The sequence below is a fragment of the Streptomyces sp. HUAS YS2 genome (genome assembly GCF_033343995.1).
Lineage (GTDB): Bacteria > Actinomycetota > Actinomycetes > Streptomycetales > Streptomycetaceae > Streptomyces > Streptomyces solicathayae.
Window position 1 is genome coordinate 876,249 of record NZ_CP137573.1, and the last position, 25,569, is coordinate 901,817.

Sequence of the window (25,569 nt, forward strand, 5' to 3'; positions counted from 1 at the left end):
TGCAACCTCCTCCCGTGTCTCCTGGACCCCTCGGAGCCGGGAGAAGGGGGCGGGGCATGGACGACGCGACCGCGGCCCCGCGGGTGGAACTCACGCCCGCGGCGGCCGCACTGCTGCGGCGACTGCACGCGCTGCACGGACCGCTGATGTTCCATCAGTCAGGCGGCTGCTGCGACGGCAGCGCGCCGATGTGCTATCCGGACGGCGAGTTCCGCACCGGTGACTCCGACGTGCTCCTGGAGTCGCTGGCCGTGCCCGGGGTCGCCGAGCCGGTGTCGTTCTGGATGTCGAAGGCGCAGTACGAGGTGTGGCGGCACACCCGGCTGATCGTCGACGTCGTGCCCGGCCGGGGCAGCGGCTTCTCGCTGGAGGCACCCGAAGGGGTGCGTTTCCTCATCCGTTCCCGGGTGATCGGGGCCTAGCCTTCCGGGTCTGGTCAACTCATCTTTGTTCTCCAGAGTTGACCGGGCATCAGGAGGTTCCGTGGCGCCGTCTCGGCCCCGTACGACGAACGTACTGTCCGTATTCCTCGCTTGGTGCGCCCTGTTGGGCGGCGGGCTGGCCGGGAGCACCCCGGCCGCCGCGGCCCCGCTCGCCGCCCCGCCGGCCCCCGCGTCGGCGCGGCCGGCGTCCTGGAGCGAGCTGGCTCCGGGAGTCGGGTACGCGACGCTGGACCTGACCGCGGAGAAGGGTCCCGTCCGCGCACACCTGCTCTCCGTCGACCTGACCGAGCCGAAGGTCTCGATCGGCCTGCTCCACCCGGGTGAAGTCGCCGCCCGGGCCCCGCTGTCCGCGCTCGCGGACGCGCAGGCGGCCGTCGGCGGGGTCAACGGCGACTTCTTCCACATCTCCGAGACCCAGCACCCGGGCGTGGAGGCGACCGGCGCAGCCGTCGGCCCGGCGGTCGCCGAAGGTCGGGCGCTCAAGTCCGCGGTGCCGAACGGGCAGCGGTTCGGTCCGGCGCTACCGCCCGGCACCAGCACCCGCGACGTGCTGGGCGTGGGTGCGGACGACCGGGCGCGCCTCGGCGCGCTGGAGCTGGACGGGACGGTGACGGCGCACGGTGACCAGCTGCCGCTCGGCGGGCTGAACCAGTACGCGCTGCCCGTCGGCTCGGTCGGCGTGTTCACCTCCGACTGGGGCGAGGCGTCCCGGCTGCGGGCGACCTGCGGCACGGACACCAGCAGGTCGGCGCCGTGCAGCTCGGAGACGTACGAGGTCACGGTGCGGGCGGGCCGTGTGACGGCGGTCGCCGAGCAGCCCGGCCGGGGCAGGATCGCCGAGGACACGGAGGTCCTGGTGGGCCGGGAGGCGGGGGCCCGGGAGCTGCGCCGGCTCGCGGTCGGCGACCCGGTCTCCGTACGGCACCGGCTGGTCGCGGAGCGTGCGCGGGTGCCGTACCGCTTCGCGGTCGGCGGGTTCCCGGTGCTGCGGGACGGTGCTCCGCTGGACGGTCTCGACTCGGTGGCGTTCGCGGTCCGCTCGGCGGCCGGGATCGGCTTCGACGGGCGGTGGCTGGTGCTGATGGCACTGGACGGCGCCCCTGGCTTCCGCAGCGGCCTCACGGTCGCCGAGGTGGCGGACCTCATGGCGTCGCTGGGCACGACGGACGCGTTGAGCCTGGACGGCGGCGGTTCGTCGACGCTGGTGACGCGGTCCCCGGGGGACGGCGCCGTCACGGTGCGCAACCATCCGAGCGGCGGCGCGGAGCGGCCGGTGGCGAACGGCATCGGGGTCTTCGCCGGCGGCTGACACGCCGGGCCGACACGTCCCGTCACCGTGCGGGGCGCGCGGGCCGTGGCTAGCGTGGCTCGGAGCAGCGACCATCGATCGGAAGAGAGTCACCGTCATGGCAGCACGACCTGAAGGCACCCCCGTCTGGACCGACGCGATGTTCACGGACGTCAATGGGGCGAAGACCTTCTACGGCGAGGTGCTGGGCTGGACCTTCGGCGAGGAGTCGACCGAGTTCGGCAACTACACGCAGGCGTACAAGGACGGGAAGGCGGTCGCGGCCGTCGTTCCGCCGATGCCCGGCCAGGGCGACCCGGTGTCGGCCTGGTGTCTGTACTTCGCGTCGGACGACGTGAACGCGACCGCGCAGAAGATCACAGCGGCGGGCGGCAAGGTGCTGATGGAGCCGATGCAGGTCGGCGACTTCGGCTCCATGGTGCTCGGCCAGGACCCCACCGGTGTGGTCTTCGGCGCCTGGCAGGGCGGGGCCCACGAGGGCTTCGAGCTGGAGGGCAAGACCGGCTCCTACGCCTGGGCCGAGGTCTTCACCCGGGACCCGGCGAAGTCGGACGCGTTCCTCACCTCCGTCTTCGGCTACAACGCCAAGAAGATGGCGGACGAGCACGTCGACTACAAGGTCTTCGACCTCGGCGGCGAGATGCCGGTCCTGGGCCGGATGAAGATGACGGCCGAGGACTTCCCGGCCGAGATCCCGCCGTACATCCAGATCTACTTCGCGGTGGACGACTGCGACGCGGCCGTCGCGAAGGCGGAGAAGCTGGGCGGCAAGAAGGTGTTCGGGCCGATGGGCAGCCCGTTCGGGCGGTTCGCGGCGATCGTCGACCCGCAGGGCGCGGCGTTCGCGGTCATCGACATGTCGACCACCGAGGGCGAGATGCCCGAGATGGTGTGAGCCCGGGCAGGGTCATACCCGCGGACGCAGGGCGCCCGGGACCGGTCACGGTCCCGGGCGCCTCGGCCTGCGGCCCGCCGGCGGGACTCAGAGCTTGTGCAGGCCGTAGTAGGGGCTGACGACGCGGGTCTCGACCGTGCCGAAGTCGGCGAGCACCGCCCCGCCGGCGAGCTCCACAGCGGTGATCGTGCCGAGGCCGTACCGGTCGTGCGAAACACGGTCTCCGAGGGCGAAGTCCTCGACTTCGCGAAGGGGGCGGGCCTTGAAGGGGCTCGTGGGCAGATGGCGCCGGGGCGCGGATTCTTTCGTCATTGAGAGCCAGTATGCGGCTCACAGCACGAATAACCCTAGTGTCGAACACGCATTCGATACTCCGGCCCCGTGACCGGGCGGCCGCACCCGCCCGGTCGGCTGCCGCTCAGGCCCTGTCGCGGACGGCGACGATGCCGTTGAAGACGCCGACGTACGCGGTGCCGTCGGGGCCGATGGTGATCGGCGCCCAGTTGTTGTCATAGGCGAGACCGGTGCCGGTGAGCTGCTTCCAGACGCGCTTGCCGGTGCGGAAGTCGACGGCGGTGAGGTACCAGGCGTCGATGCCGAGGGCGTTGGGCTGCTTCTCGTAGAAGTAGAGCAGGCCGTTCGCGGTGGAGAGCTTGGGCACGGTGGACGGGGAGCGGACGTCGCTCTCCCAGACGGTGTCGCAGCCGCTGCCGTCGGGGCGGACGTCGATCCGGGTCGCCCCGCCGACGACGCTGCGGCCGAGGGTGAGGGTGGTCGGGTTCTCGTAGCCGTAGTTGTTCTCGACGACGAGGCTGTTGCCCCAGCTGATCAGGGAGTTGTCGGTGGTGGAGGCGCCCGCGCCGAAGACCGGGACCTCGCAGACCAGGCGCCGGTCGGCCGGGACGTCCGTGCCGCGTCGGTAGACGAGGACGTGCATCCGGTCGTCCGCGTTGTCGGTGATGGCGACGTAGTCGTCCCCGAAGAGGTCGGGGGTGGTGCCGGAACCCTGGTTGACGGAGCCGGGCTTGGTGCCCGTGCCCCGGTCGTAGGTCTGCCGCCACTGGATCGCCGGGGTGCCGTCGGCGGCTGCGCGGAAGCTGTACAGCGCGTGGTCGGAGACGATCGAGACGCCGTCCTCTGCGACCGAGAACGAGTTCTGGATCTCCTCGCCGGCGAGCCGGATCGACTTCAGGACGCCGGTGGCCGGGTCGACGGTGCCGACGCGGCCGAGCCGGGTCACCCACCAGATGCGGCCCTGCCAGTCCGGCATGACGGAGGTGACGGGGTCGCAGACGCCGCTGGGGAAGAGGTTGGTCCAGCTGACGCAGTCGTGCGGAACGTGGGAGGTGAGGTCCCAGTCGTTCTCGACGGTGAAATTCCAGCTGCCGTCGGGGTTCTGGCCGTGCGCGATCCGCAGGACGTGCTGACGCGAGTCGGCGAGGACGACGCGGTCCATGTTGTCGAGGTAGAAGTACGCGCCGCCGGAGGTGTCCTTGAAGATCTTCTCGAAGTCGAGCCGGGTGATGGCCTCGACGGTGGAGGAGCGCTGCGGCAGCTGGTACTCGGCGAGGGTGGCGAGCGTGCGCGGGTCGAGCAGCTTCAGCAGGAACCCGGAGAACGTGCCGCAGACGGTGAGCAGCCGGCCGCCGGAGTCGAAGGTGGCGGTGGCGCACTCCCCGCCGAGCGCGGCGATCTTCTCGCTGGTGACCCGGGGGCTGCGGCCGAGCGGTCCCGAGTACGGGTGGGTGCCGCTTCCGGCGGCGTCGGCGTGCATGCCGCTGCGGCCGTTGGGGGCGAGGTACGGGTGCTGGGGCGGCGCGTCCGCGGGGACCGGGCGGGCGGTCGCGGGCGCGCCGTCGTAGTGGTCGACGAGGCGGTGGCCGGGGGCCAGGGGTATCTCGTCGGCGAAGGCGGGGGGTGTCGCGCCGACCAGGACGGTCGCGCAGAGCGCGGCGACGACGGCGAGCGCGCGGGCGCGGGCTCGCCTCGGGAAGGGGGACATCACGGCTCCTCGGGTGCGTACGTGGGTCGCGCCGGCGGCCGACGTTAGGCCCGAGTGTGTGAGATGTACATGGAACTGCCCCGCGTTTCACGGGCACTTCATGATCGTGAAACGAAAGCCTGGGGCAGCCGGGTCGCGTCAGGGCTTGAGGCTGCTGACCACGTCGGCGGTGGCGGCGACTCCGTTGTGGATGCTGGGCGCCATGCTCGTGCCCGCGAGGAAGAACCCGAGCAGGGCGCAGACCAGCGCGTGGGTGACCTTCAGCCCGCCGTTGCGGAGGAAGATCACCGCCAGGATCAGCAGAAGAAGCACCACGGAAATGGAGACCGCCATCGCCCACACCCTCCTTGCGCCGCGCCGGAATTGCGGCGTTCGGCGGCCAGTGTGGCGGAACGGGCGACGCGTCCGGCCGTACGGCGTGGCGGCCGTACGGGTGATTCGCGGCTGATTCGCCAGGCATTCGCGCCTGATTGGCCGGGGATGCGCGGGTGATCTCCGGGGGCCGGCGGGCCCGGCTAGCGGGCCCGGGCGGTCAGGAAGCGGCGCAGACCGGCGAGGTCGTCGGTGTTGAGGTGGTCGACGCCGGCGGCGAGCAGTTCGGTCCAGACGGCCTCGCGCGCCGGGCCGGGCCGGTCGGGGGTGGCCCAGAAGCGGACCCGCCGACCCTGGGCGTGCGCCGTGTCGACGAGGGTCCGCAGCCGGGCGCGTTCGGCGGCGGGGAAGGGGCCGTCGCCGGTCCAGCCGAAGAACTGGGTCCAGTTGCCGCTGACCAGCGGGATGAACGAGGCGGGCGTGGGGGCCGGGGCGGTCAGGTCGTCGAAGCGGCCGTCGTAGCAGGCGTACCGGACCGGCTGCGCCTCCATGGGCGTACGGGCGGCCCGGTCGCCGGAGATGACGGGGGTGACGGCGCCGGGGTGCACCCGGTCGTCGGTGACGGTGGTCAGCATCCGCCGGTACGGGCGGAGTTGGCGGTGCAGCTCCTCGTACGCGGCGACCCCGTCGGCCTTGATGTCGATCAGCAGCTGGACCGGCCGCCGGTACCGGGGGTACACGGAGCCGTGGTGGGCGCGGACCCGGTCGAGCAGCGGGTCGAGGTAGAGCCTACGGAGGGTGCGGGTGGGGTCGAGCTGCGCGGGCTCGTGGGCCACGAGCAGCTCGCCGTCGACCAGGAAGACGTCCGCCTCGACGCTGGTGAAGCCCTGGTCGAGGGCGTCGAGGAGGGGTCGGGTGTGCAGGTAGTCGTTGTGCGCGTGGGCCTGCGGCAGCGGCGTGACCGGCGGCGTCGCGGCCCGCGCTGCGGGCACGGCGAGCCCGGCCGCGGCGGCGGCGAGCGAGACGACTGCGGTGCGGCGGGACAACTGCGCCATGAGGGTCTCCCGGGTGCGTCGGAGGCGGACGGGACGGCCGGACGGCTCCGAGTATGCGCACCTAGGTCCCTCAAGTGACCCTGGAGCACGCAGAGTTGGCCGAACATCCCGGCGGAGGTCGCCGGGAGTTCGCGGTCGTGGTCGGCGTCGGCGGGCGCGCCGTCAGCGCCCCGCCAGCAGCGCCTCCAGGGCTCGGACGGACTCCGGGTGGCGGTCGAGCAGCGCCCCGGCCGGATGGCCGGATCCCTGCGGTGCCGCCCAGCCGCCCGGGCAGCCCAGCAGGTCCGCCAGTGCGTCGCAGGTCGCGGGGTGCGCGGCGAGCAGGGCGTCGCCGCGACCGGTGTCCGGCCCGTCGGCGGTGAGAGCGGCCGGCGGGGCCGGCTGCGCCCGCCACGGCGGTGTCCAGCTGTCCAGTTCGGTGAGCCGGCCGGGGAAGATCCGGCCGGCCTCGCGGATCAGCAGCGGGGCCAGTTCGGCGCCGTCCTTGCGCAGGGTGGTGATCAGCGACGGCAGCCACGGCAGGAGCACATGGTCCGGCAGCCGGCCGAAGGCGTTCGACACGGCCTCGACGACGAAGTCGGTGAGGGCCGGGACGGGTTCCAACGCGTGCAGGAAGCCGCTGAGGTAGCGCGGATAGGCGGGCACCACCATCGGGTTGGCGAGGAGGTCGTCGCACCGGGCCCGCAGCTCCGCGCGCGTCAGGCCGCCGAGTCGGGTCTGCGCCGCCCACAGCAGGGCCGTCCTCGACGGGTCCTGCGGGTGCGACTGGGCGACGGCCAGCTCCAGCTGGGTCCGGTCGCAGCCCAGGGACAGCGCCAGCGACTCCATGCCGAACAGGAAGCCGAGCATGGCCGCGACATGGCGGACGCCCGCCTCCTCGTCGGTGAACGCCGTCGGGAGCAGCGTGCAGTAGTGCGCATACCCGGCCTTCACGAAGGACTCGATCCAGGACGGCAGCACCGGCTCGCCGGTGCGGTAGTACGCGAGGAGCCGGCGCACCCGGCGGAGCACCTCCGGCGCGCCGTCGACGGTGCGCTCGGCCGCCAGCACCTCCAGGGCACGGGCGCCCAGCTCGTCGGCGAGGCGCCGGCTGCGCAGGTACAGCGTGGCGTCCTCGACGGTCTCCAGGACCGTCGCGGCGGTGGCCTGGATGTCGTACGCCCGGCGGCGCAGCCGCTGTTCCAGGACCTGCTCGATGCTGACGCCCTCGTAGCCGAGCTCGATCAGCGCGCGCTGGTGGGTGCCGAGGGCGAGGTCCCAGGACTCCTGGATGGGCCGCTCCCCCAGCTTCCGCTCGCCCATGATCGGGCGGGCGGCGCCGTGCGGCAGCAGGTACCGCAGCATCCACAGCACGTCGGAGCAGCGTTCCAGTTCCGGCCGGGACGCGATGTCGAGGAGCGCCCGCTGGACGCCGCGCTGCTCCAGTCGCAGCTCCAGCGCGGCAAGCCGGTCGTGCACGTCGCGGGCGAGGGGCGGCAGGGCGTCGTAGCCGACCTGGCCGATCCGGTCGCCGCCCATCATGATCTCGACGAGCCGGCGCACATCCCGCCGGCCGGGCACCGAGTCCTTCTCGATGCAGGTGACGGCCGCGTCCATGAAGTCGTACGGGGTGGGCCTGGCCCGTTCCCGCATCCCGGCCAGCAGGATCGACGTCTCGAACACGGCGATGGCGTCGGCCGTGGAGGCGAGGTAGCCGTTGCGGCGGGCGGCACGGACGATGTCCACCGACCAGCCGAGGAGTTCGGCCTCGTCCAGCCCGTCCAGGACCGGCGGCCTGCGGAGGAAGCCCGTCAGCATGTCCGCGGGTTCGGCGTCCGTGACGGGGGCCGGCGCGGTCTTCCTCGCCTTCGGCTTCTTCGCGCCCGCCTGGCCTTCCAGGCGGTACGGCTCCACGCGGGTGCGCCGGAGGTTCTTCGCCCAGACGGTGGCGGCGATCGACACCGAGCCGGCCTCGAGGCCGAACTGCGCCTCGATCGCGGCGTGGCTGGACGGGATCAGACCGTGCTGCCAGGCCGTGGCGGTGCGCGGGCCGATCTCGAAGGTGTCGGTGCCGTCGACGCCGAACTCCTCGACGCGGCTGGCCGCGTGGAACGCGCCGCAGACGTACAGGCAGTCGGCGGGGTCGGCACCAGTGGCGGCCAGGTGCTCACGCATCCGCGTCCACATGTGGCGCTCGCGGTCCTCGTCGACCCGCAGGCGGTGCGGGTCGCCGGGGGCGAGGCGCCGGAAGAGGCTGCCGATGAGGAACATGGCCTGGCGGTAGGTGTCGTGGTCGCTGTCGCCCAGCGGCAGTTCGACGTACTGGTGCCACCACTCGGACCAGTGCCGCACCCGGCCGTGCCGCAGCAGATGCTCCTCCAGCTCGGCGAAGCGCGGCCGGAGGTCGCCGATCTCCACGCCGACCGCGTCGCCGTGCAGTCCCGACTCCTCCTCGACGGGCGGCGTCTCGGACGGCTCCTCGTCCGTGCCGGGCGGGTCGGCCTGCTTGCCACGGGCGTCCCACTGGAAGACGTGGTCCGAGGATCGGTCGACGAGGACCAGTTCGACACCGGGGGTGTCCAGGGCGTAGGCGATCGCCTGGTACTCGGCCGACGCCTCGGTGATCGGGGCGACCACCGACAGCGGCGACCAGTCGGCCGGGAAGCCGTCGATCTCGGTGGCGAAGGCCTGGACGGCGACCGGCAGGCGGCAGTTGCGCAGTTCGGTCAGCAGCGGCGCCATGTCCTCGCACAGCTCCAGGTACACCACCTTCGGCTGCTTCTCGCGCAGCCGGCGGGCCATCGCGAGCGCGGAGGCCGGGGAGTGGTGGCAGACCGGGAAGATCTCCAGCGGCTCGCGCACCGCGCGGTCGACGTCGTCGACGAGGCCGAGAAGGATGCCCTCCAGCGCGTCGGGCCCGTCCGCGAACGTCGTGGCGGCCTCCTGGAGCTGGGCGCGGAGCGCCTCGAAGGTTCCCTGGTGGGAGCCGCTCATGACAGGGTGGCGATCGCGTCGCGACCGCCCTCCAGGAACTCGGGCCAGGAGCCGCCGTCCTCCTTGCTGCGCGGCTCGACGACGCCGTGCAGGTACTTGTTGAGGATGGCCAGGTCCTCGGGCTCGCGCCGGGCCAGCGAGCCGACGAGCGAGGAGGCCAGGGTGCGGGCGGTCAGGGCGCGCTCGCCGAAGAAGTTGCCGTGCAGGATCGCGTCCTCGAGGACACCGATCTGCTCGGCGGTGGACAGCGCGGACTCCAGCTTCTCCTCGTCGCTGCCGGCGGCGGCCGCCGATGCCCGCAGGTCGGCGAAGCTCTGCAGCAGCACGTCGAGCAGGGTCGGCGGCACGTCCAGCTCGATCCGGTGGCGGCGCAGCAGTTCCTCGGTGCGGAAACGGACGATCTCCGCCTCGCTCTTCTTGTTCGTCACGACCGGGATGCGGACGAAGTTGAAGCGGCGCTTGAGCGCCGAGGACAGGTCGTTGACGCCCCGGTCGCGGCTGTTGGCCGTGGCGATGATCGAGAATCCGGGCTTCGCGAAGACGATGTTCTCGCCGCCGTCACCGCCGTCCAGCTCGGGGACCGAGATGTACTTCTCCGACAGGATCGAGATCAGCGCGTCCTGGACGTCGCTGGTGGAGCGGGTCAGCTCCTCGAAGCGGCCGATGGTGCCGGTCTCCATCGCCGTCATGATCGGCGAGGGGATCATCGACTCGCGGGACTGGCCCTTGGCGATGACCATGGACACGTTCCACGAGTACTTGATGTGGTCCTCGGTGGTGCCGGCCGTGCCCTGCACCACCTGCGTGGAGTTCCGGCTGATCGCGGCGGACAGCAGCTCGGCCAGCCAGCTCTTGCCGGTGCCGGGGTCGCCGATGAGCAGCAGGCCGCGGTCGGAGGCGAGCGTGACGATGGAACGCTCGACGAAGGAGCGGTCGCCGAACCACTTCTGCGGGATCTCCCGGTCGAGGCCGTCGGCCCGCTCGGAGCCCAGCACGAACAACCGGACCATCTTGGGGGAGAGCCGCCAGGAGAACGGCTTGGGGGCGTCGTCGATCGACTCCAGCCAGTCCAGTTCCTCGGCGTACTTGATCTCGGCGGGGGCGCGCAACAGGTCGGACATGAAAGAGCCTTTCTAAGCCAGGAACTTCTTGAGTTCGTGGACGAGCTTGTCGATGTGGCCGGAGATCACCGGGGTGCCGAGCGCCTTGAACCGCTCGCGGAACCAGGGGTTGACCTCCTGGCGGCCGGAGCTGGTCACCGAGCCGACCGGGATGAACTTCACGCCGGAGCGGTGGACGGCCTCGATGCCCTCGAACAGCGGCTGCGAGCGGTCGAACTCGTAGAAGTCCGAGATCCACACCATCACGGTGTCCTTGGGATCGGTGATCTTCGGCCGGGCCATGGCCATCGCGACGGGGCCGTCGTTGCCGCCGCCGAGGTTCGTGCGCAGCAGCGCCTCGAACGGGTCGTTCACCCAGGGCGTGAGGTCGATGGCACGGGTGTCGTACGCGATGAGGTGGACGTCGACCTTCGAGAGCCCGGCGAAGATGGACGCCAGGATGGTGCAGTTGACCATGGAGTCGACCATCGAGCCGGACTGGTCCACGACCACGACGAGCCGCTGGGGCGTCGTACGGCGGGCCGTGTGCCGGTAGTAGAGGCGGTCGACGTAGAGCCGCTCCTCTTCCGGGCTCCAGTTGGTGAGGTTCTTCCAGATCGTGCGGTCGAGGTCGAGGTTGCGGAACACCCGCTTCGGTGGGACGGAGCGGTCCGGTTCGCCGACGGTGCTCTTCTCGACCTGGGTGCGCAGGACGTCGGCGACCTCCTCGACGTAGCGGCGGATCAGCGCCTTGGCGTTGGCGAGGGCGACGCCCGAGAGGTTGCTCTTGTCCCGGAGCAGCTGCTCGATCAGCGACATGCTGGGCGTGAGCTTGGCGGCGAGCTCGGGATCGGCCAGGACCTCGCGCAGGTGCATCCGCTTGACCAGCTCGGCCTCGATGCCGGCGAGTTCAGGGTCGCGGCGTCCGCCGCCGGGGTTCTCGCCGAGCGCCCGCTCCAGCCACCCGGCGTCGGACTGCCAGCGGGCCAGCTGCCCGGCGCTGACCGTGCCGGAGCCGGTGGCGAAGACGTTGAGCAGCACCTTGGAGGCGAGCGCGGCGCGGCGGACCTCGGCCGCGCGGTCGCGGGCGGCGTCCGCGTCGGGCTCGGGGGCCATCAGGCCGTCGATCTCAGCGGCCAGTTCAGGGTGGCGCTGCACGATGGAGTCGACCGAGGTCTGCGGGGCGAGGAGCCCGGACGGCAGGCCGATGTCCTCGACGACGGCGAGGCTCGCGGTCTCCAGCGCGGGCTGCTCCTCGGGGTCGAAGAGCCGGGCGAGGAGCCGCCAGTAGAGGACCTGGCGACGGTTGTCGTGGAGATCGGCTGTGATCGGTTCGCTCATCGACTCGGTCATTTCCGCAGCAGCTTTCCGGCGCGCTCGCGCAGTACGGTCACGGCGTCGGTGGCGGCCTTCTCGGCCCTGACGCCGGCCTTGTCGGTCGTGCCGCCCGCCCACGCGCCCGCGTGCACCGCGACGGTCTTCTTGCGCACGGTCGTCTCGACGGCCAGGGGCTGGATCCGGTACGTCCCGGCGTCCCAGCGCAGCAGCCCGATGCAGGCACCGGAGGCGGCGACGGCCTCCGGGGTGAGGGGACCGGCGGCCGGGACACGGTCGGTGTCGACGGCGAACGGCTGCCCGGCGACGGTGAACGTCAGCGCGCCGTCCGCCTCCTCGGCGGCGTAGCCCTCCAGGAGGACGGGGACGGCGAGGCGGGCCGGGTGCCGGTCGAGCGGCGCGGTGGCCGGGTCGGCGGCGGTGGACAGGGCGACGCGCGCGGTGGCGAAGGCGTCGGCGGGTTCGCCGGTGCGGGCGTGCGCGTCGTCCCAGACGAGGTCGCCCTCGATGGTGAGCGGCATGCCGTCGAGTTCCATCGCGCGCCCCTCGCTCACGGCCTCGAGCAGCGACAGGTGCGGGCGGAGCAGCTGCCAGACGCCGGCGCCGACGACGGTGTCGGGCTTGGGCACCGACACGCTCGCCCGCACCAGCCGGGGCGGGGTGCCGTCGGCCGGTTCGAACACGGCGTGCACCTGGGCCTGGGCGGCGGTGGCGTGTTCGTGCAGATCGACGCCGAGCGGCAGCAGCCGGCCGGTGGCCGCGGCGGTGGCGGGCGCGCCGAGGGCGCCGGGCACGGTCAGGAGCATCGCGCGGGCCCACAGGTCGGCCCAGCGGCGTACCGGTATGCGCTCCAGGGTGGCGCCCGGACAGGACGCGGCGAGTTCGGCGGCGAAGCCGTCGAGGAGCGCGGCCAGGCGGCGCAGGGCCGGGTCGGGAAGCATCGCGGAGACGACCTGGGCGGCGCCGGAGACGGTGTCGTGGTCGAGGCCGCGCCAGCCGGCACGAGTCAGGTCGGCGAGCCAGGAGCGGGCAGCGGCAAGGAGGTTGGCGGGCCGGTCGGCGTCGGCGGTCGGGGCGGTGTCGCCGGTGCGGGTGCGGCCGGTGGTCGCGACGAGCTCCTCCGCGACCGCGTCGTGGACGGAGCCGAGCAGGGCGGTGCGGGCGGCGGCGAGGGCGACGAGGTGGTCCTCGTCGGCGGTGCCGGCCGCCGCCTTCTCGGCGGCCTCGGCGACGCGCGCCGCCAGTGGCGAGGACGCGAGCGCCTGGGCGAGCTCCGTCAGGCCGGCGGCCTGGGCGGGCTGCGGCCGGAGCAGCCCGGTGACGAGCACCCGGTCGAACGCGTCGACGGCCGCGAGGGCGTCGCCGAGCAGGCCGTCGGTCTCCGTGACGACCGGCGCACCGGCCCCCGCCGCGGTCGCCGGGAACCACTGCATCTCCGGCAACGGCGCCGTGGTCGGGGCGAGTTCCAGGTACGCGAGGTGGCGCAGGAACCGGCTGAACACCTGAGCGGCGGCCTTGGTGTCGCCCTGCGGAGGGCGGGCGGCGGTCATCGTGTCCGTGATGCCCGGGGCGGTCGGCTCGCCGTCGGCGGGCTCGGCCTTCAGGTACCGGGCGACGCGCTCCGCGCCGTACTGCAGCACCGCCTCGGTGACCAGGGCCCGGATGTGGTTGCAGAACGATCCCCGCGCGCCGCCGCAGGGCCGGTTGTTGTTGGTGCTGCACGCGAACGCGAAGCTGCCGGCGGCGACCGACGAGACATAGACCCGGCCGATGTCCGATCCGCTGGACACGACGCCCTGCAGTCGCCCGTCGGCCAGCTCGACGAACGGAACCTTGGCGAGCTTCCGGGGCCGCGCGGGCGGCAGCACCCGTACGGTGCTCGACCTCTCCCAGTCCGACAAGGGACCATCTCCTCATGCGCAGGGGAATGCCCGCGCCACGACCCGAAGTCGGCGCGAACGGAACGAGATCGAACCTAGCCCCGCCCACTGACAACGCCCTGGTCCCGCCTACCGCGGGCCCGCGGGGCCCCAGTCCGTCGTACGGTCGCACCAGCGGGTCAGGAGGGTGCGGTCGTGGCCCACGGCCAGGAGGGCGGCGCCGGTCCGGGCGCGGTAGGACTCGACCGCGCCGACGAGCGCGGCGGTCGTCGAGGCGTCGAGCATCGCGGTCATCTCGTCGCAGATCAGCAGGCGGGGGCGGAGTACCAGGGCGCGGGCCAGGCAGGCGCGTTGGAGTTGGCCGTCGCTCACCTCGTGGGGGCGGCGGGTGAGGAGGTCGGGCGTGAGACCGACGGCCGGGGTCAACTCGGCGAGCCTCGCCGGCGCCTCCGTGCGGCGGCCCGTCGCACGCAACGGTTCAGCGATCAGGTCGGTCAGGCGCAGTCGGGGGTCGGCGGCCTGACGGGGCTGCTGGAAGATCACGCCGACGGCGGTGCGCAGGTCGCGCGGGGCGCGATGCCGCCAGCCGCGTACCTCCTCGCCGGCCAGCACGACCCGGCCCTCGTACGGGCGGTGCAGCAGCGCCGCGACCCTCGCCAGGGTCGACTTGCCGCAGCCGCTGGGGCCGAGGAGCCCGACCGCCTCCCCGGCCTCGATCCGCAGCGAGACGTCCCGGAAGACCGGCGTCCGGCGGTCGTGGCCGGCGGTCACGCCGTCCAGCTCAAGCATGGGTCGTCTCCGCGTGGTGGCAGGCCACGCCCGCGCGCAGGGCGGGCCGGGTGGCGCAGGTGTCGGTGGCCCGGTCGCAGCGCGGGGCGAAGGCACAGCCGTCGGGCAGGGCGGACAGTTCCGGCGGGAGTCCGGGGACGGGGGTGAACGCACGGTCCGGGAGGGCGTCGAGGAGGCCGCGGGCGTACGGGTGCCGGGGGCCGGGCGCGCCGAAGAAGCGTCGCGCGTCGGCTGTTTCGACGATCCGGCCGGCGTACATGACCGCGACCCGGTCGGCGATCCGTTCCGCCGCCGCGAGGTCGTGGGTGATGAGGAGCAGCCCGCGGCCGTCATCGGCGTGCCGGCGCAGTTCGTCGACGGTGCGGTCGACCAGGTCCCGGTCGAGGCCGGTCGTCGGCTCGTCGGCGAGCAGCAGCGGCGCGCCGCCGACCAGGGCGAGCGCGAGCGCGGCCCGTTGGGCGAGCCCACCGGACAACTCGTGTGGATACCGGTCGAGATGGTCGAGAGGAAACGCCGCCCGCCCGGCGGCAGCCTCCGCTGCCGCGGGCCGGTCCGGGCGCGGGACGAAGTTCGGCTCCCGCACGGCCGCCTCTGCAGCCACGCGCCCGTCCCGCCGCCGCGGGCCCCACCTCCGTACGGCCGCCTCCGCCGCCGCGCGGCGCCCGCCCCTCCGTACAGTTGTCAACGCCCGTACGGTCTCCTCCAGTTGCGCCCGGACCGTCCGGACGGGAGTCAGGTGCGCCGCCGGGCTCTGCGGGACGAGGCCGACGCGGCGCCCGCGTACCGTGCGGGCCAGGGTCCGTTCGTCGGCGGCGAGCAGGTCGACCCCGTCGAGCAGCGCGGACCCGCTCGCCTCGGCGTTGCCCGGCAGCAGGCCGAGCAGAGCCGATGCGAGGACGGACTTGCCGCAGCCGCTCTCGCCGACGAGGGCGAGGCACTCCCCCGGCGCCAGGTCGAAGTCGGCGTCGGTGACGGCGGCGACGTGCCGCCCGCCGGGCATCCGGAACCGCACGGTCAGCCCGCGCACACGGAGCAGCGCGCCGGTGGCGCGCTCCTCGGCGACCGCCTCCAGGGCACGCGCGAAACGGGGGTTCACAGCATCAGCTCCGATCGACGGCGCGGGTTGAGCCGGTCGCGCCAGACCCCGGCGAGTCCGGCGACGGCGAGCGTGGGTACGACCAGGAACAGTCCGGGGAACAGGGTGGGCCACCAGTCGCCGGCGAGCAGCGAGGAGCGCCCGCTCTGCACCAGGCCGCCGAGGCTGGCGCGGTGGCTGGGCAGGCCGAGGCCGAGGAAGGACAGCGCGGACTCGTGCCACATGGCGTGCGGCACCATCAGCACGGCGGCGAGCCCGGCCTGCGGCAGTACGCCCGGCAACAGGTGCCGGACGGCGACCCGCCACCGGCTCGCGCCGCCGGAGATCGCCGCGTCGACGAACGGCCGGGCTCGCAGCGACAGCACCTCGGAGCGGACGATCCGGGCGGTGGACAGCCAGTGGGTCAGGGCGACGGAGACGATCACCGGCCACACTCCCGGCCGGAACATGGCCACCACGAAGATCCCGAGCAGCAGGTGCGGCACGGACGAGAAGGCGTCGACGATCCGCATGACGATCCGGTCGGTCCAGCCGCCGAGCGCGCCTGCGGCGGTGCCGACGGCCGTGCCGACGACGGTCGCGACGAGTGCCGCGACGACGCCGACGAGCAGCGAGACGCGCAGTCCGTGGACGCAGCGCAGCAGCAGGTCGCGGCCCACGTCGTCGGTGCCGAACGGGTGCTGCCAGGACGGCGGTCGCAGCCGCCGGGCCAGGTCGACGGCCTGTTCGTCGAGCGGGACGAGCAGGGGTACGAACACCACGGCGAGGACCGCCGCGCCGACGACGCCGGCGGAGGTCCACAGCCGCGCCCGGTGCCGATGCGTGTCAGCCATCGAAGCCCACCCTCGGGTCGGCGAGCCCGTACAACAGGTCGGAGAGCAGGTTCCCGGCCAGCACGGCGGCCGTCGCGATGACGGTCAGCGCGGCGAGCAGCGCGAAGTCGACGGAGACCGCGGCCTGGACGGTCGCGGCGGCGATCCCGGGCCAGCTGAACACGGTCTCGACGAGCAGCGCCCCGGTGATCAGTTCGGGCACACGGGAGCCGACGAGGGTCAGCATGGGGAGCATCCCGGAGCGCAGCGCGTGCCCGAGGAGCACGGTCCGCTCGGACAGGCCGCGGGCGCGGGCGCCACGCACGGGGTCCTCGGCGAGCGCGTCGCTGACGCCCTGCCGGACGTACAGGAAGAACCAGGGCAGTTGGGCGAGGCCGAGGACGCCCGCGGGCAGGACCAGGTGACGGGCGACCTGGCCGGCGGTGACGGTGTCGCTCGCGGTGTCGGTGAGTCCGCCGGCCGGCAGCGCGCCGAGCTTGAGGGAGAAGAACCAGATGGCGAGCAGGCCGAGCCAGAACGCGGGCGCGGCCTCCAGGGTGTAGGCCAGGGAGCCGACGGACCGGTCGAGGAGGCCGCCGGGGCGGCGCGCGGCGAGGACGCCGAGGGCGGTGCCGAGCAGGATCGCGACGAGGAAGGCGGTGGCGGCGAGGAGCACGGACCAGCCGACGCGCTCGCCGATGACGTCGGCGACGGGCTGGCGCAGCACGGCCGAGTCGCCGAGGTCGCCCGCGAGGGCGGAGGTGAGCCAGTCCCACCAGCGGGCGAGGAGCGGCCGGTCGACGCCGAGGTTGGCGCGCAGCTGGTCGAGGTTCTCCTGGGAGGCGGTGAGTCCGGCGGTGCCGGCGTACGCCTTGACGGGATCGAAGGGCGAGGCGGCGGCGACGGCGAAGACGGCGAAGGTGACCGCGCCGAGGACGGGGACGGCGAACAGGGCCCGCCGTCCCGTCATGCGCGCCATCGCCGCCCAGGGCAGTCGCCCGAGGTGACGGGAGCTCACTTCTCGGCGCTCTTCGGGGTCCAGTCCTCGACGTTCCACCAGGGGCCGGAGGCCAGGCCGTGGTCGTGCGGCTCGACCTGGGTGGTGAGGCCGCGCCAGGCGTCGTCGATGACGTAGACGTGGTCGACGTGGGTGAGGAAGGTGTAGCCGGGGTTCTTGACCAGTTCGCGCTGGACGGTGTCGTACGCGGCCTTCCGCCGCACCGGGTCGTCGGTCCGGCGCCCGTCGACGAGGGCCTTGTCGACGACGGGGTTGTCGTACCGGGCCATGTTGTTGAAGCCGTCGCCGGCGAGGGTGGAGGTGAGCAGCGGGTACTGGTCGAAGTCGGGGTCGCCGGGGGCGCCGCCGCCGGCGAGGACGGCGTCGTCCTTCATCCGCGGCTCGATGACCTCCCAGGTGCCGGACTGGGTCCTGATCTCGATGCCGGCCTTCTTGGCGTCGGAGGCGTAGGCGAGGGCGTGGTCCTGGCGGAGCTTGTCGCCGGAGAGGTACCAGAGCGGGAACGCGGCGCGCACGCCGTTCTTCACGCGGATGCCGTCCGGGCCGGGCTTCCAGCCCGCCTCGTCGAGGATCTTCCGCGCTCCGGCGAGGTCGTGGGGCCGCTCGGTGCCCTTGGCGAACCACTCGCTGTCGGTGGGGACCGGCCCGAAGGCGGGCTTGCCGGCGCCCTGGAGGAGGGAGTCGACCATGGCCCGGCGGTCGACGGCGATGTCCAGGGCACGGCGGATCGCGATGTCGCCGGCGACCTTGTTGTGGGTCGGCAGCGTGACGGTGCGGTAGTCGTAGGTCCTGGCCGTGTACGTCTTCTTCGTACGGTCGCCCGCGAAGCCCTCGGCGAGGTTCGGCGGCAGGATCGCGCCGTCGAGGTCGCCGGAGCGCAGCCGGGTGGCGCGCACGTCGTCGTCCTTGACGATCGCCATGGTGAAGTTCTTCACGGCGGGCTCGCCGCCCCAGTACCGGGGGTTGGCCCTGAAGCTGATCTTCTCGCCCCTGGACCAGCCGGCGAGGACGTACGGGCCGGTGCCGACGGGCCTGGTGGTGAACGGCCCGGTGTTGACGTCCTGCCGGCCCGCGATGTGCTCGGGCACGATGCCGAGGACGGTGCGCTGCGCGAAGGGCGCGTAGGGGTACTTGAGGGTGAGCACGACGGTGTCGTCACCGATCGCCCGGACGTCCTCGAGGGCGTCCAGCTCGGCGCGCGACGCGTAGTTGGTCTTCGGGTCGAGCACCGTCCTGTACGTGAAGACGACGTCCCTCGCCGTGAACGGCGCGCCGTCGCTGAAGGTGACGCCCTTGCGGAGCCGGTACGTGTACGTGAGGCCGTCGGCGCTCACTCGCGGCAGGGCTTCGGCGAGCGCCGGCCGGAGCTTCATGTCGGCGTCGAGGGCGAGCAGCCCGTCGAAGATCTTGGAGTTGCCGTCCTTGCCGTAGCCGAGGAGCGGGCTGAGCGATTCGGGCTCGTACGCGATGCCGACGACCACGGAGTCCTGGCGTCCGCCGGAACCGGCGGCGGACCCGCCCGGGTTCGAGCAGGCCGCCGCGGTCAGGGCCAGGGTTCCGGCCAGCACCGCGGCGGCCGTGCCGCGTATGGATCGGGCGGTCATGCGCGCCACACCCCTAATTGAAGATCAACTGTTATTGCGAATAGGTCGCAATTAAACAGCATGTAGAGGGGTGCGCTCGGACCGGGCCCCTTACGGCGAGGGCACCGGCGCCGGCAGCTCCGCCAGCTCGGCGATCACGGCCCGATGGCTGCCCGCGGAACCGAGCGCGATCTGGTCGGACTTGGCCCGCTTGAGCGCCAGATGCGCCGGGTGCTCCCAGGTCATGCCGATGCCGCCGTGCAGCTGGACGCACTCCTCGGCCGCATGCACCGCGACCTTCGAGCAGTACGCCTGGGCGACGGCCACCGTGAGCGGGGCGTCCGGGCTGCCGGTGGCCAGCGCGTCCGCGGCGGCCCGGGCGGCGGCCCGAGCGTTCACGATCTCCAGCCAGAGCTGCGCCATCCGGTGCTTGAGCGCCTGGAAGGAGCCGACCGGCCGGTTGAACTGGAACCGCTCCTTGGTGTGCCGGACGGTCTCCTCCAGGCACCAGGCGGCGAGGCCCAGCTGTTCGGAGGCGAGCAGCCCGGCGCCGGCCAGCAGTCCGCGCCGGATCGCCGTGTCGGCGGCCGCCCGGTCCGCGAGCCGGACCCCGGACGCCGCGTCGGCGTCCACGGCGGCCAGCGGGCGGGTCAGGTCCAGCGGGGTCTGCGGTTCGATCACGGCCTCGGCGGCGGGGACCGCGTACAGACCGTCGGCGCGCGGCACGAGCAGGACGTCAGCGACGGCGGCGTCAGCGACGCCGGTGACCCGGCCGCCGGTCGCCGGCCGGGCGTCCGGGGCGGCGGACAGCGGGACGGCGAGCACCGCGACGGTCCGGCCGGCGGCCAGGTCGGCGAGCAGCCCGGTGACCCGCTCGCGCGGGTCCTCGATCGCGAGCAGCGTCTCGGTCGCGACGACGGAGGAGGTCAGGTACGGGACGGGGGTCACCGCGCGGCCCAGCTCCTCCAGGACGACGGCCGCCTCGCGGTGGCTCGCACCCTGGCCGCCCAGCTTCTCCGGTACGAGGAGTCCGGCGGCGCCCATGTCGGCGGCGAGGGCCCGCCACAGTCCGGGGACGTACGGGCTGCCGGTCTCGATCCGGCCGAGCAGCACGTCCGGCCCGGCCCGGTCGGTGAGCAGCGCGCGGACCGCGGCCCTCAGGTCGTCCTCGGTGTCGGAGTACAGCAGGTCCGTCATCGCGCGAGCTCCTTCCACGGGACGTCCTTGTCGTTGCGGGGCTCGGCGGGCAGGCCGAGCACGCGCTCGGCCACGATGTTGAGGAGCACCTCGGTCGTGCCGCCCTCGATCGAGTTGCCCTTGGCGCGGAGATAGCGGTAGCCGGCGTCGCGCCCGGTGAAGTCGACGAGTTCCGGTCGGACCATCGTCCAGTCGGAGTACAACAGGCCCTCCTCGCCGAGGAGTTCCACCTCCAGGCCGCTGATCAGCTGGTTGAGCCGGGCGAAGCCGAGCTTCATGGCGCTGCCCTCGGGACCCGGCTGGCCGGCGACGAGCTGCTGGCGCAGCCGTTCGCCGGTGAGGCGGGCGACCTCGGCGTCCACCCAGAGGTCGAGCAGCCGCTGGTGCAGGTCGTGGGTGCGCAGTTCGGGGCGCTCGCGCCAGGTCGCCGCCGCCTTCCCGATCATGCCGCCCTCGCGCGGGAGGCGGCCGCCGCCGATGGAGACCCGCTCGTTCATCAAGGTGGTCTGGGCGACCCGCCAGCCGTCGCCGACCTCGCCGAGGCGGTGTGCGTCGGGGATCCGCACGCCCGTCAGGAAGACCTCGTTGAACTCGGCCTCGCCGGTGATCTGGCGCAGCGGCCGGACCTCGACGCCGGGGTCGGTCATGTCGCAGACGAAGTAGGTGATGCCGCGGTGCTTGGGCAGGTCCGGGTCGGTGCGGGCGATGAGGATCGCCCAGCGGGCGGTGTGCGCGCTGGAGGTCCACACCTTCTGCCCGTCGACGATCCAGTCGCCGGACTGCTCGTCCCGTACGGCGCGGGTGCCGAGCGCGGCCAGGTCGGAGCCGGCGCCGGGCTCGCTGAACAGCTGGCACCACACCTCCTCGCCGGTCCACAGCGGCCTGAGGAACCGCGCCTTGACGTCCTCGGAGCCGTACGCGAGGACGGTCGGCGCGGCCATGCCGAGGCCGATGCCGATCCGGCGCGGGTCGTTGTCGGGGGCGCCGGCGGCGGTGAGTTCGGCGTCGACGACGGCCTGCAGCGCGCGCGGGGCGCCAAGGCCGCCGAGGCCCACGGGGTAGTGCACCCACGCGAGTCCGGCGTCGAAGCGGGCTCGGAGGAAGTCGATCCGCGAGGTGGTGGCCGGGGAGTGCTCAGCGAGCAACTTCCGGGCACGGGCGATCAGTTCGGTGGCGTCGGGCGCGGCAGGGATCATCGGGCGGCTCCGTCCGGCAGGACGACGAGGCGGCCGGTGGTGACGCCGTCGGCGACGCGCTGCACGGCGTCGGCGGCCCCGGCGAACGGCACCCGCTCGCTGACCAGCGGCTTCACCAGGCCCTTCGCGGCGTACTCGGTGAGCGTCTCGTGGCAGCGCAGCACGGCGGCCGGGTCCTTGATGTTGTACAGGCCCCAATGCAGGCCGAGGATCGAGTAGTTCTTCACGAGGGCGTGGTTGAGGGCGGGCGACGGGATCGAGCCGCTCGCGAAGCCGACGACCACGATCCTGCCCTCGAAGGCCACGACCTTCGTGGACTGCGTGTAGGCCTCGCCGCCGACCGGGTCGAAGACCACGTCCGCGCCGCGCCCGCCGGTGGCCTCCTTGACCGCGGCGACGACGTCCTCGGTACGCCGGTCCACCACCACGTCACAGCCGAGCGCACGGGCGACGGCGGCCTTCTCCGGCCCGCCGACCACGCCGATCACGGTCGCGCCGGTGGCCTTGCCGATCTGCACGGCCGCGCTGCCCACGCCGCCGGCGGCGGCGTGCACCAGCAGCGTCTCGCCCTCCTGGAGCGCGGCGCGGCGGTGCAGTCCGAAGACGGCGGTCTGGTAGCCGATGTGCAGGGCGGCCGCCTCGGCGTCGTCGAGGGCCTCGGGGGCCGGGAGCACCGCCGCCGCGTCGGCGACGGTGTACTCGGCGAAGCCGCCGTACGGCAGGGCCGGCGTGGCGATGACCCGGCGGCCGTCCTCGGTCTCGGCGCAGACCTCCACCCCGGGGGTGAAGGGCAGCGGCGGGCGGATCTGGTACAGGCCCCGACAGAGCAGCGCGTCGGGGAAGTTGACGTCGGCGGCGAGCACCCGGAGCAGGACCTGCCCCGGACCGGGGGTGGGGCGGTCGACTTCGTCCCGCTGCATCACCTCGCCCGGCTCGCCGTTCTCGTGCACTCGCCATGCCTGCATCGGGATCCTCCGGGCGGTCGTCCGTACTACGCGGTCGATCGCATACTAAGCGGTCGCTTGCCAGTCATGGAACATGCCGCTCAGGACTTCTTCGGACGCGCCCGCACATGCATCCGCTCGCCCTGCGGACCGAACAGCGACAGGAACTCCACCGGCCCGTCCGGCGTCGGCCCGAACCAGTGCGGCACCCGCGTGTCGAACTCTGCCGCCTCGCCGGCGGCCAGCACGACATCGTGCTCGCCGAGCACCAGCCGCAGCCTCCCGGAGAGCACATAGAGCCATTCGTACCCCTCGTGGACCCGCGGATCCGGCTTCTCCGTCGCCTTCTCCTGGACCACCTTGTACGCCTGGAGGCCGCCGGGCTGCCGGGTCAGCGGGTACATCGTGCGCCCGTGCCGCACGATCGGCTCGGCGCGCACCCGGGGGTCGCCCACCGGCGGCGCGCCGACCAGTTCGTCCAGCGGCACCTGGTGGGCGCGGGCGATCGGGAGCAGCAGCTCCAGGCTGGGTCTACGCTGCCCGGACTCCAGGCGGGAGAGGGTGCTCACCGAGATGCCGGTGGAGGTGGAGAGATCGGCGAGGGTGGCACCCCGGGCACGCCGGATGCGGCGCAGCCGCGGGCCGACCTCCGTGAGCACGTCGTCGATACGGGGGTCCTCGCGGGGGGTGTCGGTCATGGGTCCATGGTGCAGGGACACTTGCGGAAACGGCAACATTCTTTGTCATCTCGATAGCCCCGGGCGCAGGCTCGGGGGCATGAACGCAGACAACGCACATGCGGCAGGTGAGCGGTACGACGTCGTGGTCGTCGGCGGCGGGGCCGCCGGCCTGAGCGCGGCCCTGGTCCTCGGGCGGTCCCGGCGTACGACCCTGGTGATCGACGCCGGCGCGCCGCGCAACGCCCCGGCCGCGCACATGCAGGGGTACCTGTCCCGGGACGGAATGAGCCCGGCCGAGTTCCTGGCCGCCGGGCGGCGGGAGATCGCCGCGTACGGGGTGGAGTGGACGGCCGGCGAAGCGGTCGGCGCGGTGCCGGACGGGGCGGGCGGGTTCGTCGTGTCGCTCGCCGACGGCCGGACGGTCCCTACCCGGCGGCTGGTGGTGACGACGGGCCTGGTGGACGAGCTGCCGCCGTTCGACGGGGTCGCGGAGCGCTGGGGCCGGGACGTACTGCACTGCCCGTACTGCCACGGCTGGGAGGTGCGGGACCGGGCGTTCGGTGTGATCGCGCATCCGGTGCTCGGCGCGCACCAGGCGCTGCTCGTGACGCAGTGGTCCGACGACGTGGTCTTCTTCCCGCACACGTACGACTCGGTCGGCGAGGAGGACCGGCGGCGGCTCGCGGCGGCGGGGGTGCGGACGGTGGAGGGCGAGGTGTCCGGGCTGGTCGTCGCCGACGACCGGCTGACCGGGGTGCGGCTGGCGGACGGCCGGGTGGTGGAGCGCTCCGTGGTGTTCGTCGGACCGGCCTTCGTGCCGCGCGACGGGCTGCTGCGGGCGCTCGGCGCGGCGACCGAGGACACGCCGATGGGAACGTTCACGGCCGTGGACGCGACCGGTCGGACCAGTGTGACGGGCGTGTGGGCGGCGGGGAACGCGGTCGGGGCCGCGGAGCAGGTCGTCAACGCGGCGAGCGGCGGGTACCGGGCGGGCGTGGCGGTCAACATGGACCTGCTGGAGGAGGACCTGGACCGGAAGACGGCGGTGGTGGGCTGACGGCTCTTCAGATCTCCGGCCGTCCGCGCTATCGATGCGCCATGACGAGCGCATCGGGTGAGACGAGCGAACCGAACGACCTGCCCGGCCTGCCCGCCCCTCCCCCGCCCGGGGCGAGCGCGCTCCCGGCGGGGACGTACGAGGGGCGGACCGTGCTGGTGACCGGGGGCGGCTCCGGCCTCGGAAAGGCGATCGCCGCGGAGTTCGCCCGGCTGGGGGCGGACCTGATGATCGTGGGCCGCTCAGCGGACCGGCTGGCCCGGGCCCGTGCGGAGCTGGCGGCGGTCGGCAGGACGCGGGTGGCGACGGCCGTGTGCGACGTCCGTGATCCGGAGCGGGTCGCGGCGGCCCTCGACGCCTGCGAGGCCGGGGTCGGGCGGCCGGACGTACTGGTGAGCAACGCCGCCGCGAACTTCCCTGTCCCGGCGGAGGACTTGACGCCGAACGGCTGGCGGGCGGTCGTGGACATCACGCTGACCGGCGCCTGGTTCACGACCCGCGAGTTCGCCCGCCGGCACCTGGCCGCCGGGACACCGGCGTCGGTGATCGCCGTCGGCGCGTCGTACGCGTGGACCGGCGGGCCCGGCTTCGTGCACTCGGCGTCGGCCAAGGCGGGCGTGAAGAGCCTGGTGGAGACGCTGGCCGTGGAGTGGGGCCCGTACGGGATCCAGGTCAACGGACTAGTGCCCGGGCTGATGCCGCACGAGGACATGACGCCGGACATCCGCGCGGGCCTGGACCGGGCGCCGGACCCGGGCCGCAGGCAGCCCGCGCTGCGGGTGGGCCTGCCGCGCGAGCTGGGGTGGGCCGCGACGTTCCTGGCATCGCCGTACGCCCGGTTCGTCAGCGGCCACACGATGGTCGTGGACGGGGCGAACTGGCAGCGCCGGACGATCGTCAACGACCCGGTGGTCCCCCTCCGTGAACAGCTGGGGCGGGGGCGGGACGGGGACTGACGCGCGCTCGGCCGTGCGTGTGAATGCGGGACGCCGGGGCTGCGCGAGCGGGCTGCGGCGGAAAGGATTCGCCGGGGGCGGCGGGACAGAGCACGACACCACACGACACGACAGCGGAAGGCAGGGCGCACCACATGCTCGGTACGGACTTCAGCACCGGCTCCCCCAGCTGGATCGATCTCGGCAGCCCGGACACGGACGCGGCCGCCGCGTTCTACACCGCCGTCTTCGGCTGGGACTTCACGTCCGCCGGCCCGGACGCGGGCGGCTACGGGTTCTTCCAGCAGGACGGGAAGACGGTCGCCGCGCTCGGGCCGCTGACCGACGAGGGCGCGAGTTCGGCCTGGACGGTGTACTTCCAGACACCCGACGCGGAGGCCACGGCGCAGGCGACCGAGAAGGGCGGCGGCAAGGTGCGCGTCCCCGCCATGGACGTGATGGACGCGGGCCGGATGGCCGCGATGACCGACCCGGCCGGCGCCGAGTTCGCGGTCTGGCAGCCGGGCGCCGTCAAGGGCCTGGACCGGACCTCCGAGAACAACACGCTGCTCTGGGTCGAGCTGCACGTCCCCGACCCCCAGGCCGCGCTGTCCTTCTACCGCGGCCTGTTCGGCTGGCGCTGGTCGGAGATGGCGGCGCCGGGGATGACGTACCGGGTGATCTCGACCGCCGAGGGCGACCAGGAGGACACGTCGTTCGGCGGGGCGGCCGAGCTCCAGGGCGAGGGGATGAAGCCGAGCTGGATCCCGTACTTCACGGTGATGGACCCGGACCGGACGGCCGAGGCGGTCCAGGGCAACGGCGGGACGGTGCTGATGCCCGCGGCGGACGTGCCGGAGGTGGGTCGGATCGCCTGGTTCGCCGACCCGTTCGGCGCCCCCTTCGCCGTCCTGAAGCCGGACCCGCGGATGTAAGGGGGTGTCTTCCGGATCACGCC

23 protein-coding genes are annotated in these 25,569 nt (G+C 73.3%); 6 read left to right on the forward strand and 17 right to left on the reverse strand.

The window, feature by feature from the left end; all coding sequences use genetic code 11:
- Positions 1-56 precede the first annotated feature (56 nt).
- From R2D22_RS04145 to R2D22_RS04155, 3 genes are all read left to right on the forward strand, one after another.
- Positions 57-422: a DUF779 domain-containing protein gene (locus R2D22_RS04145; RefSeq protein WP_318101302.1), complete on the forward strand. Its 366-nt coding sequence runs from the start codon at positions 57-59 to the stop codon at positions 420-422.
- A 61-nt stretch (positions 423-483) separates the two neighbouring features.
- On the forward strand, positions 484-1,752 hold the full coding sequence (locus R2D22_RS04150) for a phosphodiester glycosidase family protein (protein ID WP_318101303.1): 1,269 nt from the start codon (positions 484-486) through the stop codon (positions 1,750-1,752).
- Positions 1,753-1,849: 97 nt separating this feature from the next.
- Positions 1,850-2,647 carry a VOC family protein gene (locus tag R2D22_RS04155; protein WP_318101304.1) on the forward strand — a complete coding sequence of 266 codons (798 nt, stop codon included), beginning with the start codon at positions 1,850-1,852 and terminating at the stop codon, positions 2,645-2,647.
- 87 nt (positions 2,648-2,734) lie between these two features.
- Here the strand turns inward: R2D22_RS04155 and R2D22_RS04160 are convergent, their stop codons facing one another.
- From R2D22_RS04160 to R2D22_RS04245, 17 genes are all read right to left on the reverse strand, one after another.
- Positions 2,735-2,959, reverse strand: coding sequence for a hypothetical protein (locus R2D22_RS04160; protein WP_318101305.1), 225 nt, complete (start codon positions 2,957-2,959; stop codon positions 2,735-2,737).
- A gap of 106 nt (positions 2,960-3,065) precedes the next feature.
- Entirely contained in the window at positions 3,066-4,649 is a 1,584-nt protein-coding gene (locus tag R2D22_RS04165; RefSeq protein WP_318101307.1) for a hypothetical protein, read from the reverse strand.
- Positions 4,650-4,787: 138 nt separating this feature from the next.
- On the reverse strand, positions 4,788-4,982 hold the full coding sequence (locus tag R2D22_RS04170; RefSeq protein ID WP_318101309.1) for a hypothetical protein: 195 nt from the start codon (positions 4,980-4,982) through the stop codon (positions 4,788-4,790).
- A 182-nt stretch (positions 4,983-5,164) separates the two neighbouring features.
- Complete coding sequence (locus R2D22_RS04175; RefSeq protein WP_318101310.1) at positions 5,165-6,016, reverse strand: phosphatidylinositol-specific phospholipase C/glycerophosphodiester phosphodiesterase family protein; 852 nt, start codon at positions 6,014-6,016, stop codon at positions 5,165-5,167.
- A gap of 162 nt (positions 6,017-6,178) precedes the next feature.
- Positions 6,179-8,989 carry a DUF5682 family protein gene (locus R2D22_RS04180; RefSeq protein WP_318101311.1) on the reverse strand — a complete coding sequence of 937 codons (2,811 nt, stop codon included), beginning with the start codon at positions 8,987-8,989 and terminating at the stop codon, positions 6,179-6,181.
- Complete coding sequence (locus tag R2D22_RS04185; RefSeq protein WP_318101312.1) at positions 8,986-10,110, reverse strand: ATP-binding protein; 1,125 nt, start codon at positions 10,108-10,110, stop codon at positions 8,986-8,988. Before R2D22_RS04185 ends, R2D22_RS04180 begins: the two co-directional genes overlap by 4 nt.
- A gap of 12 nt (positions 10,111-10,122) precedes the next feature.
- Positions 10,123-11,442 (reverse strand): VWA domain-containing protein, encoded by a 1,320-nt coding sequence (locus tag R2D22_RS04190; RefSeq protein ID WP_411976971.1) that lies wholly within the window; start codon positions 11,440-11,442, stop codon positions 10,123-10,125.
- Entirely contained in the window at positions 11,439-12,794 is a 1,356-nt protein-coding gene (locus R2D22_RS04195; protein WP_411977122.1) for a hypothetical protein, read from the reverse strand. Before R2D22_RS04195 ends, R2D22_RS04190 begins: the two co-directional genes overlap by 4 nt.
- Positions 12,795-13,433: 639 nt before the next feature.
- Positions 13,434-14,093, reverse strand: coding sequence for an ABC transporter ATP-binding protein (locus R2D22_RS04205; RefSeq protein ID WP_318101314.1), 660 nt, complete (start codon positions 14,091-14,093; stop codon positions 13,434-13,436).
- Positions 14,086-15,093 carry an ABC transporter ATP-binding protein gene (locus R2D22_RS04210; RefSeq protein ID WP_318109567.1) on the reverse strand — a complete coding sequence of 336 codons (1,008 nt, stop codon included), beginning with the start codon at positions 15,091-15,093 and terminating at the stop codon, positions 14,086-14,088. Before R2D22_RS04210 ends, R2D22_RS04205 begins: the two co-directional genes overlap by 8 nt.
- Positions 15,094-15,185: 92 nt before the next feature.
- Positions 15,186-16,022 (reverse strand): ABC transporter permease, encoded by an 837-nt coding sequence (locus tag R2D22_RS04215; RefSeq protein WP_318101315.1) that lies wholly within the window; start codon positions 16,020-16,022, stop codon positions 15,186-15,188.
- On the reverse strand, positions 16,015-16,980 hold the full coding sequence (locus R2D22_RS04220) for an ABC transporter permease (RefSeq protein WP_318109568.1): 966 nt from the start codon (positions 16,978-16,980) through the stop codon (positions 16,015-16,017). The genes R2D22_RS04215 and R2D22_RS04220 overlap by 8 nt, the downstream gene beginning before the upstream one ends.
- A 35-nt stretch (positions 16,981-17,015) precedes the next feature.
- On the reverse strand, positions 17,016-18,623 hold the full coding sequence (locus R2D22_RS04225; protein ID WP_318101316.1) for an ABC transporter substrate-binding protein: 1,608 nt from the start codon (positions 18,621-18,623) through the stop codon (positions 17,016-17,018).
- Positions 18,624-18,713: 90 nt separating this feature from the next.
- Positions 18,714-19,799 (reverse strand): acyl-CoA dehydrogenase family protein, encoded by a 1,086-nt coding sequence (locus R2D22_RS04230; RefSeq protein WP_318101317.1) that lies wholly within the window; start codon positions 19,797-19,799, stop codon positions 18,714-18,716.
- Positions 19,796-20,995, reverse strand: a complete 1,200-nt coding sequence (locus tag R2D22_RS04235) for an acyl-CoA dehydrogenase family protein (protein WP_318101318.1) — start codon at positions 20,993-20,995, stop codon at positions 19,796-19,798. The genes R2D22_RS04230 and R2D22_RS04235 overlap by 4 nt, the downstream gene beginning before the upstream one ends.
- Complete coding sequence (locus R2D22_RS04240; protein WP_318101320.1) at positions 20,992-21,960, reverse strand: NADPH:quinone oxidoreductase family protein; 969 nt, start codon at positions 21,958-21,960, stop codon at positions 20,992-20,994. The genes R2D22_RS04235 and R2D22_RS04240 overlap by 4 nt, the downstream gene beginning before the upstream one ends.
- A gap of 80 nt (positions 21,961-22,040) precedes the next feature.
- Complete coding sequence (locus R2D22_RS04245; protein ID WP_318101322.1) at positions 22,041-22,637, reverse strand: helix-turn-helix domain-containing protein; 597 nt, start codon at positions 22,635-22,637, stop codon at positions 22,041-22,043.
- 79 nt (positions 22,638-22,716) lie between these two features.
- Here R2D22_RS04245 and R2D22_RS04250 point away from each other — a divergent pair, with 79 nt between their 5' ends.
- From R2D22_RS04250 to R2D22_RS04260, 3 genes are all read left to right on the forward strand, one after another.
- Complete coding sequence (locus R2D22_RS04250) at positions 22,717-23,676, forward strand: NAD(P)/FAD-dependent oxidoreductase (RefSeq protein ID WP_318101323.1); 960 nt, start codon at positions 22,717-22,719, stop codon at positions 23,674-23,676.
- A 41-nt stretch (positions 23,677-23,717) separates the two neighbouring features.
- The gene (locus R2D22_RS04255; RefSeq protein ID WP_318101324.1) at positions 23,718-24,632 is read left to right on the forward strand and encodes an SDR family oxidoreductase; all 915 of its coding nucleotides are present in this window, start codon (positions 23,718-23,720) and stop codon (positions 24,630-24,632) included.
- 134 nt (positions 24,633-24,766) lie between these two features.
- Positions 24,767-25,546, forward strand: coding sequence for a VOC family protein (locus R2D22_RS04260; protein ID WP_318101326.1), 780 nt, complete (start codon positions 24,767-24,769; stop codon positions 25,544-25,546).
- The last annotated feature ends 23 nt before the right edge of the window (positions 25,547-25,569 follow it).

Excerpts from the sequence above, each read along its gene's own strand:
- R2D22_RS04145 (WP_318101302.1), top strand. The coding sequence starts at position 57 with ATGGACGACGCGACCGCGGCCCCGCGGGTGGAACTCACGCCCGCGGCG.
- R2D22_RS04155 (WP_318101304.1), top strand. The coding sequence starts at position 1,850 with ATGGCAGCACGACCTGAAGGCACCCCCGTCTGGACCGACGCGATGTTC.
- R2D22_RS04160 (WP_318101305.1), bottom strand. The coding sequence starts at position 2,959 with ATGACGAAAGAATCCGCGCCCCGGCGCCATCTGCCCACGAGCCCCTTC.
- R2D22_RS04165 (WP_318101307.1), bottom strand. The coding sequence starts at position 4,649 with ATGTCCCCCTTCCCGAGGCGAGCCCGCGCCCGCGCGCTCGCCGTCGTC.
- R2D22_RS04170 (WP_318101309.1), bottom strand. The coding sequence starts at position 4,982 with ATGGCGGTCTCCATTTCCGTGGTGCTTCTTCTGCTGATCCTGGCGGTG.
- R2D22_RS04175 (WP_318101310.1), bottom strand. The coding sequence starts at position 6,016 with ATGGCGCAGTTGTCCCGCCGCACCGCAGTCGTCTCGCTCGCCGCCGCC.
- R2D22_RS04180 (WP_318101311.1), bottom strand. The coding sequence starts at position 8,989 with ATGAGCGGCTCCCACCAGGGAACCTTCGAGGCGCTCCGCGCCCAGCTC.
- R2D22_RS04185 (WP_318101312.1), bottom strand. The coding sequence starts at position 10,110 with ATGTCCGACCTGTTGCGCGCCCCCGCCGAGATCAAGTACGCCGAGGAA.
- R2D22_RS04190 (WP_411976971.1), bottom strand. The coding sequence starts at position 11,442 with ATGACCGAGTCGATGAGCGAACCGATCACAGCCGATCTCCACGACAAC.
- R2D22_RS04205 (WP_318101314.1), bottom strand. The coding sequence starts at position 14,093 with ATGCTTGAGCTGGACGGCGTGACCGCCGGCCACGACCGCCGGACGCCG.
- R2D22_RS04210 (WP_318109567.1), bottom strand. The coding sequence starts at position 15,093 with ATGCCCGGCGGGCGGCACGTCGCCGCCGTCACCGACGCCGACTTCGAC.
- R2D22_RS04215 (WP_318101315.1), bottom strand. The coding sequence starts at position 16,022 with ATGGCTGACACGCATCGGCACCGGGCGCGGCTGTGGACCTCCGCCGGC.
- R2D22_RS04220 (WP_318109568.1), bottom strand. The coding sequence starts at position 16,980 with ATGGCGCGCATGACGGGACGGCGGGCCCTGTTCGCCGTCCCCGTCCTC.
- R2D22_RS04225 (WP_318101316.1), bottom strand. The coding sequence starts at position 18,623 with ATGACCGCCCGATCCATACGCGGCACGGCCGCCGCGGTGCTGGCCGGA.
- R2D22_RS04230 (WP_318101317.1), bottom strand. The coding sequence starts at position 19,799 with ATGACGGACCTGCTGTACTCCGACACCGAGGACGACCTGAGGGCCGCG.
- R2D22_RS04235 (WP_318101318.1), bottom strand. The coding sequence starts at position 20,995 with ATGATCCCTGCCGCGCCCGACGCCACCGAACTGATCGCCCGTGCCCGG.
- R2D22_RS04240 (WP_318101320.1), bottom strand. The coding sequence starts at position 21,960 with ATGCAGGCATGGCGAGTGCACGAGAACGGCGAGCCGGGCGAGGTGATG.
- R2D22_RS04245 (WP_318101322.1), bottom strand. The coding sequence starts at position 22,637 with ATGACCGACACCCCCCGCGAGGACCCCCGTATCGACGACGTGCTCACG.
- R2D22_RS04250 (WP_318101323.1), top strand. The coding sequence starts at position 22,717 with ATGAACGCAGACAACGCACATGCGGCAGGTGAGCGGTACGACGTCGTG.
- R2D22_RS04255 (WP_318101324.1), top strand. The coding sequence starts at position 23,718 with ATGACGAGCGCATCGGGTGAGACGAGCGAACCGAACGACCTGCCCGGC.
- R2D22_RS04260 (WP_318101326.1), top strand. The coding sequence starts at position 24,767 with ATGCTCGGTACGGACTTCAGCACCGGCTCCCCCAGCTGGATCGATCTC.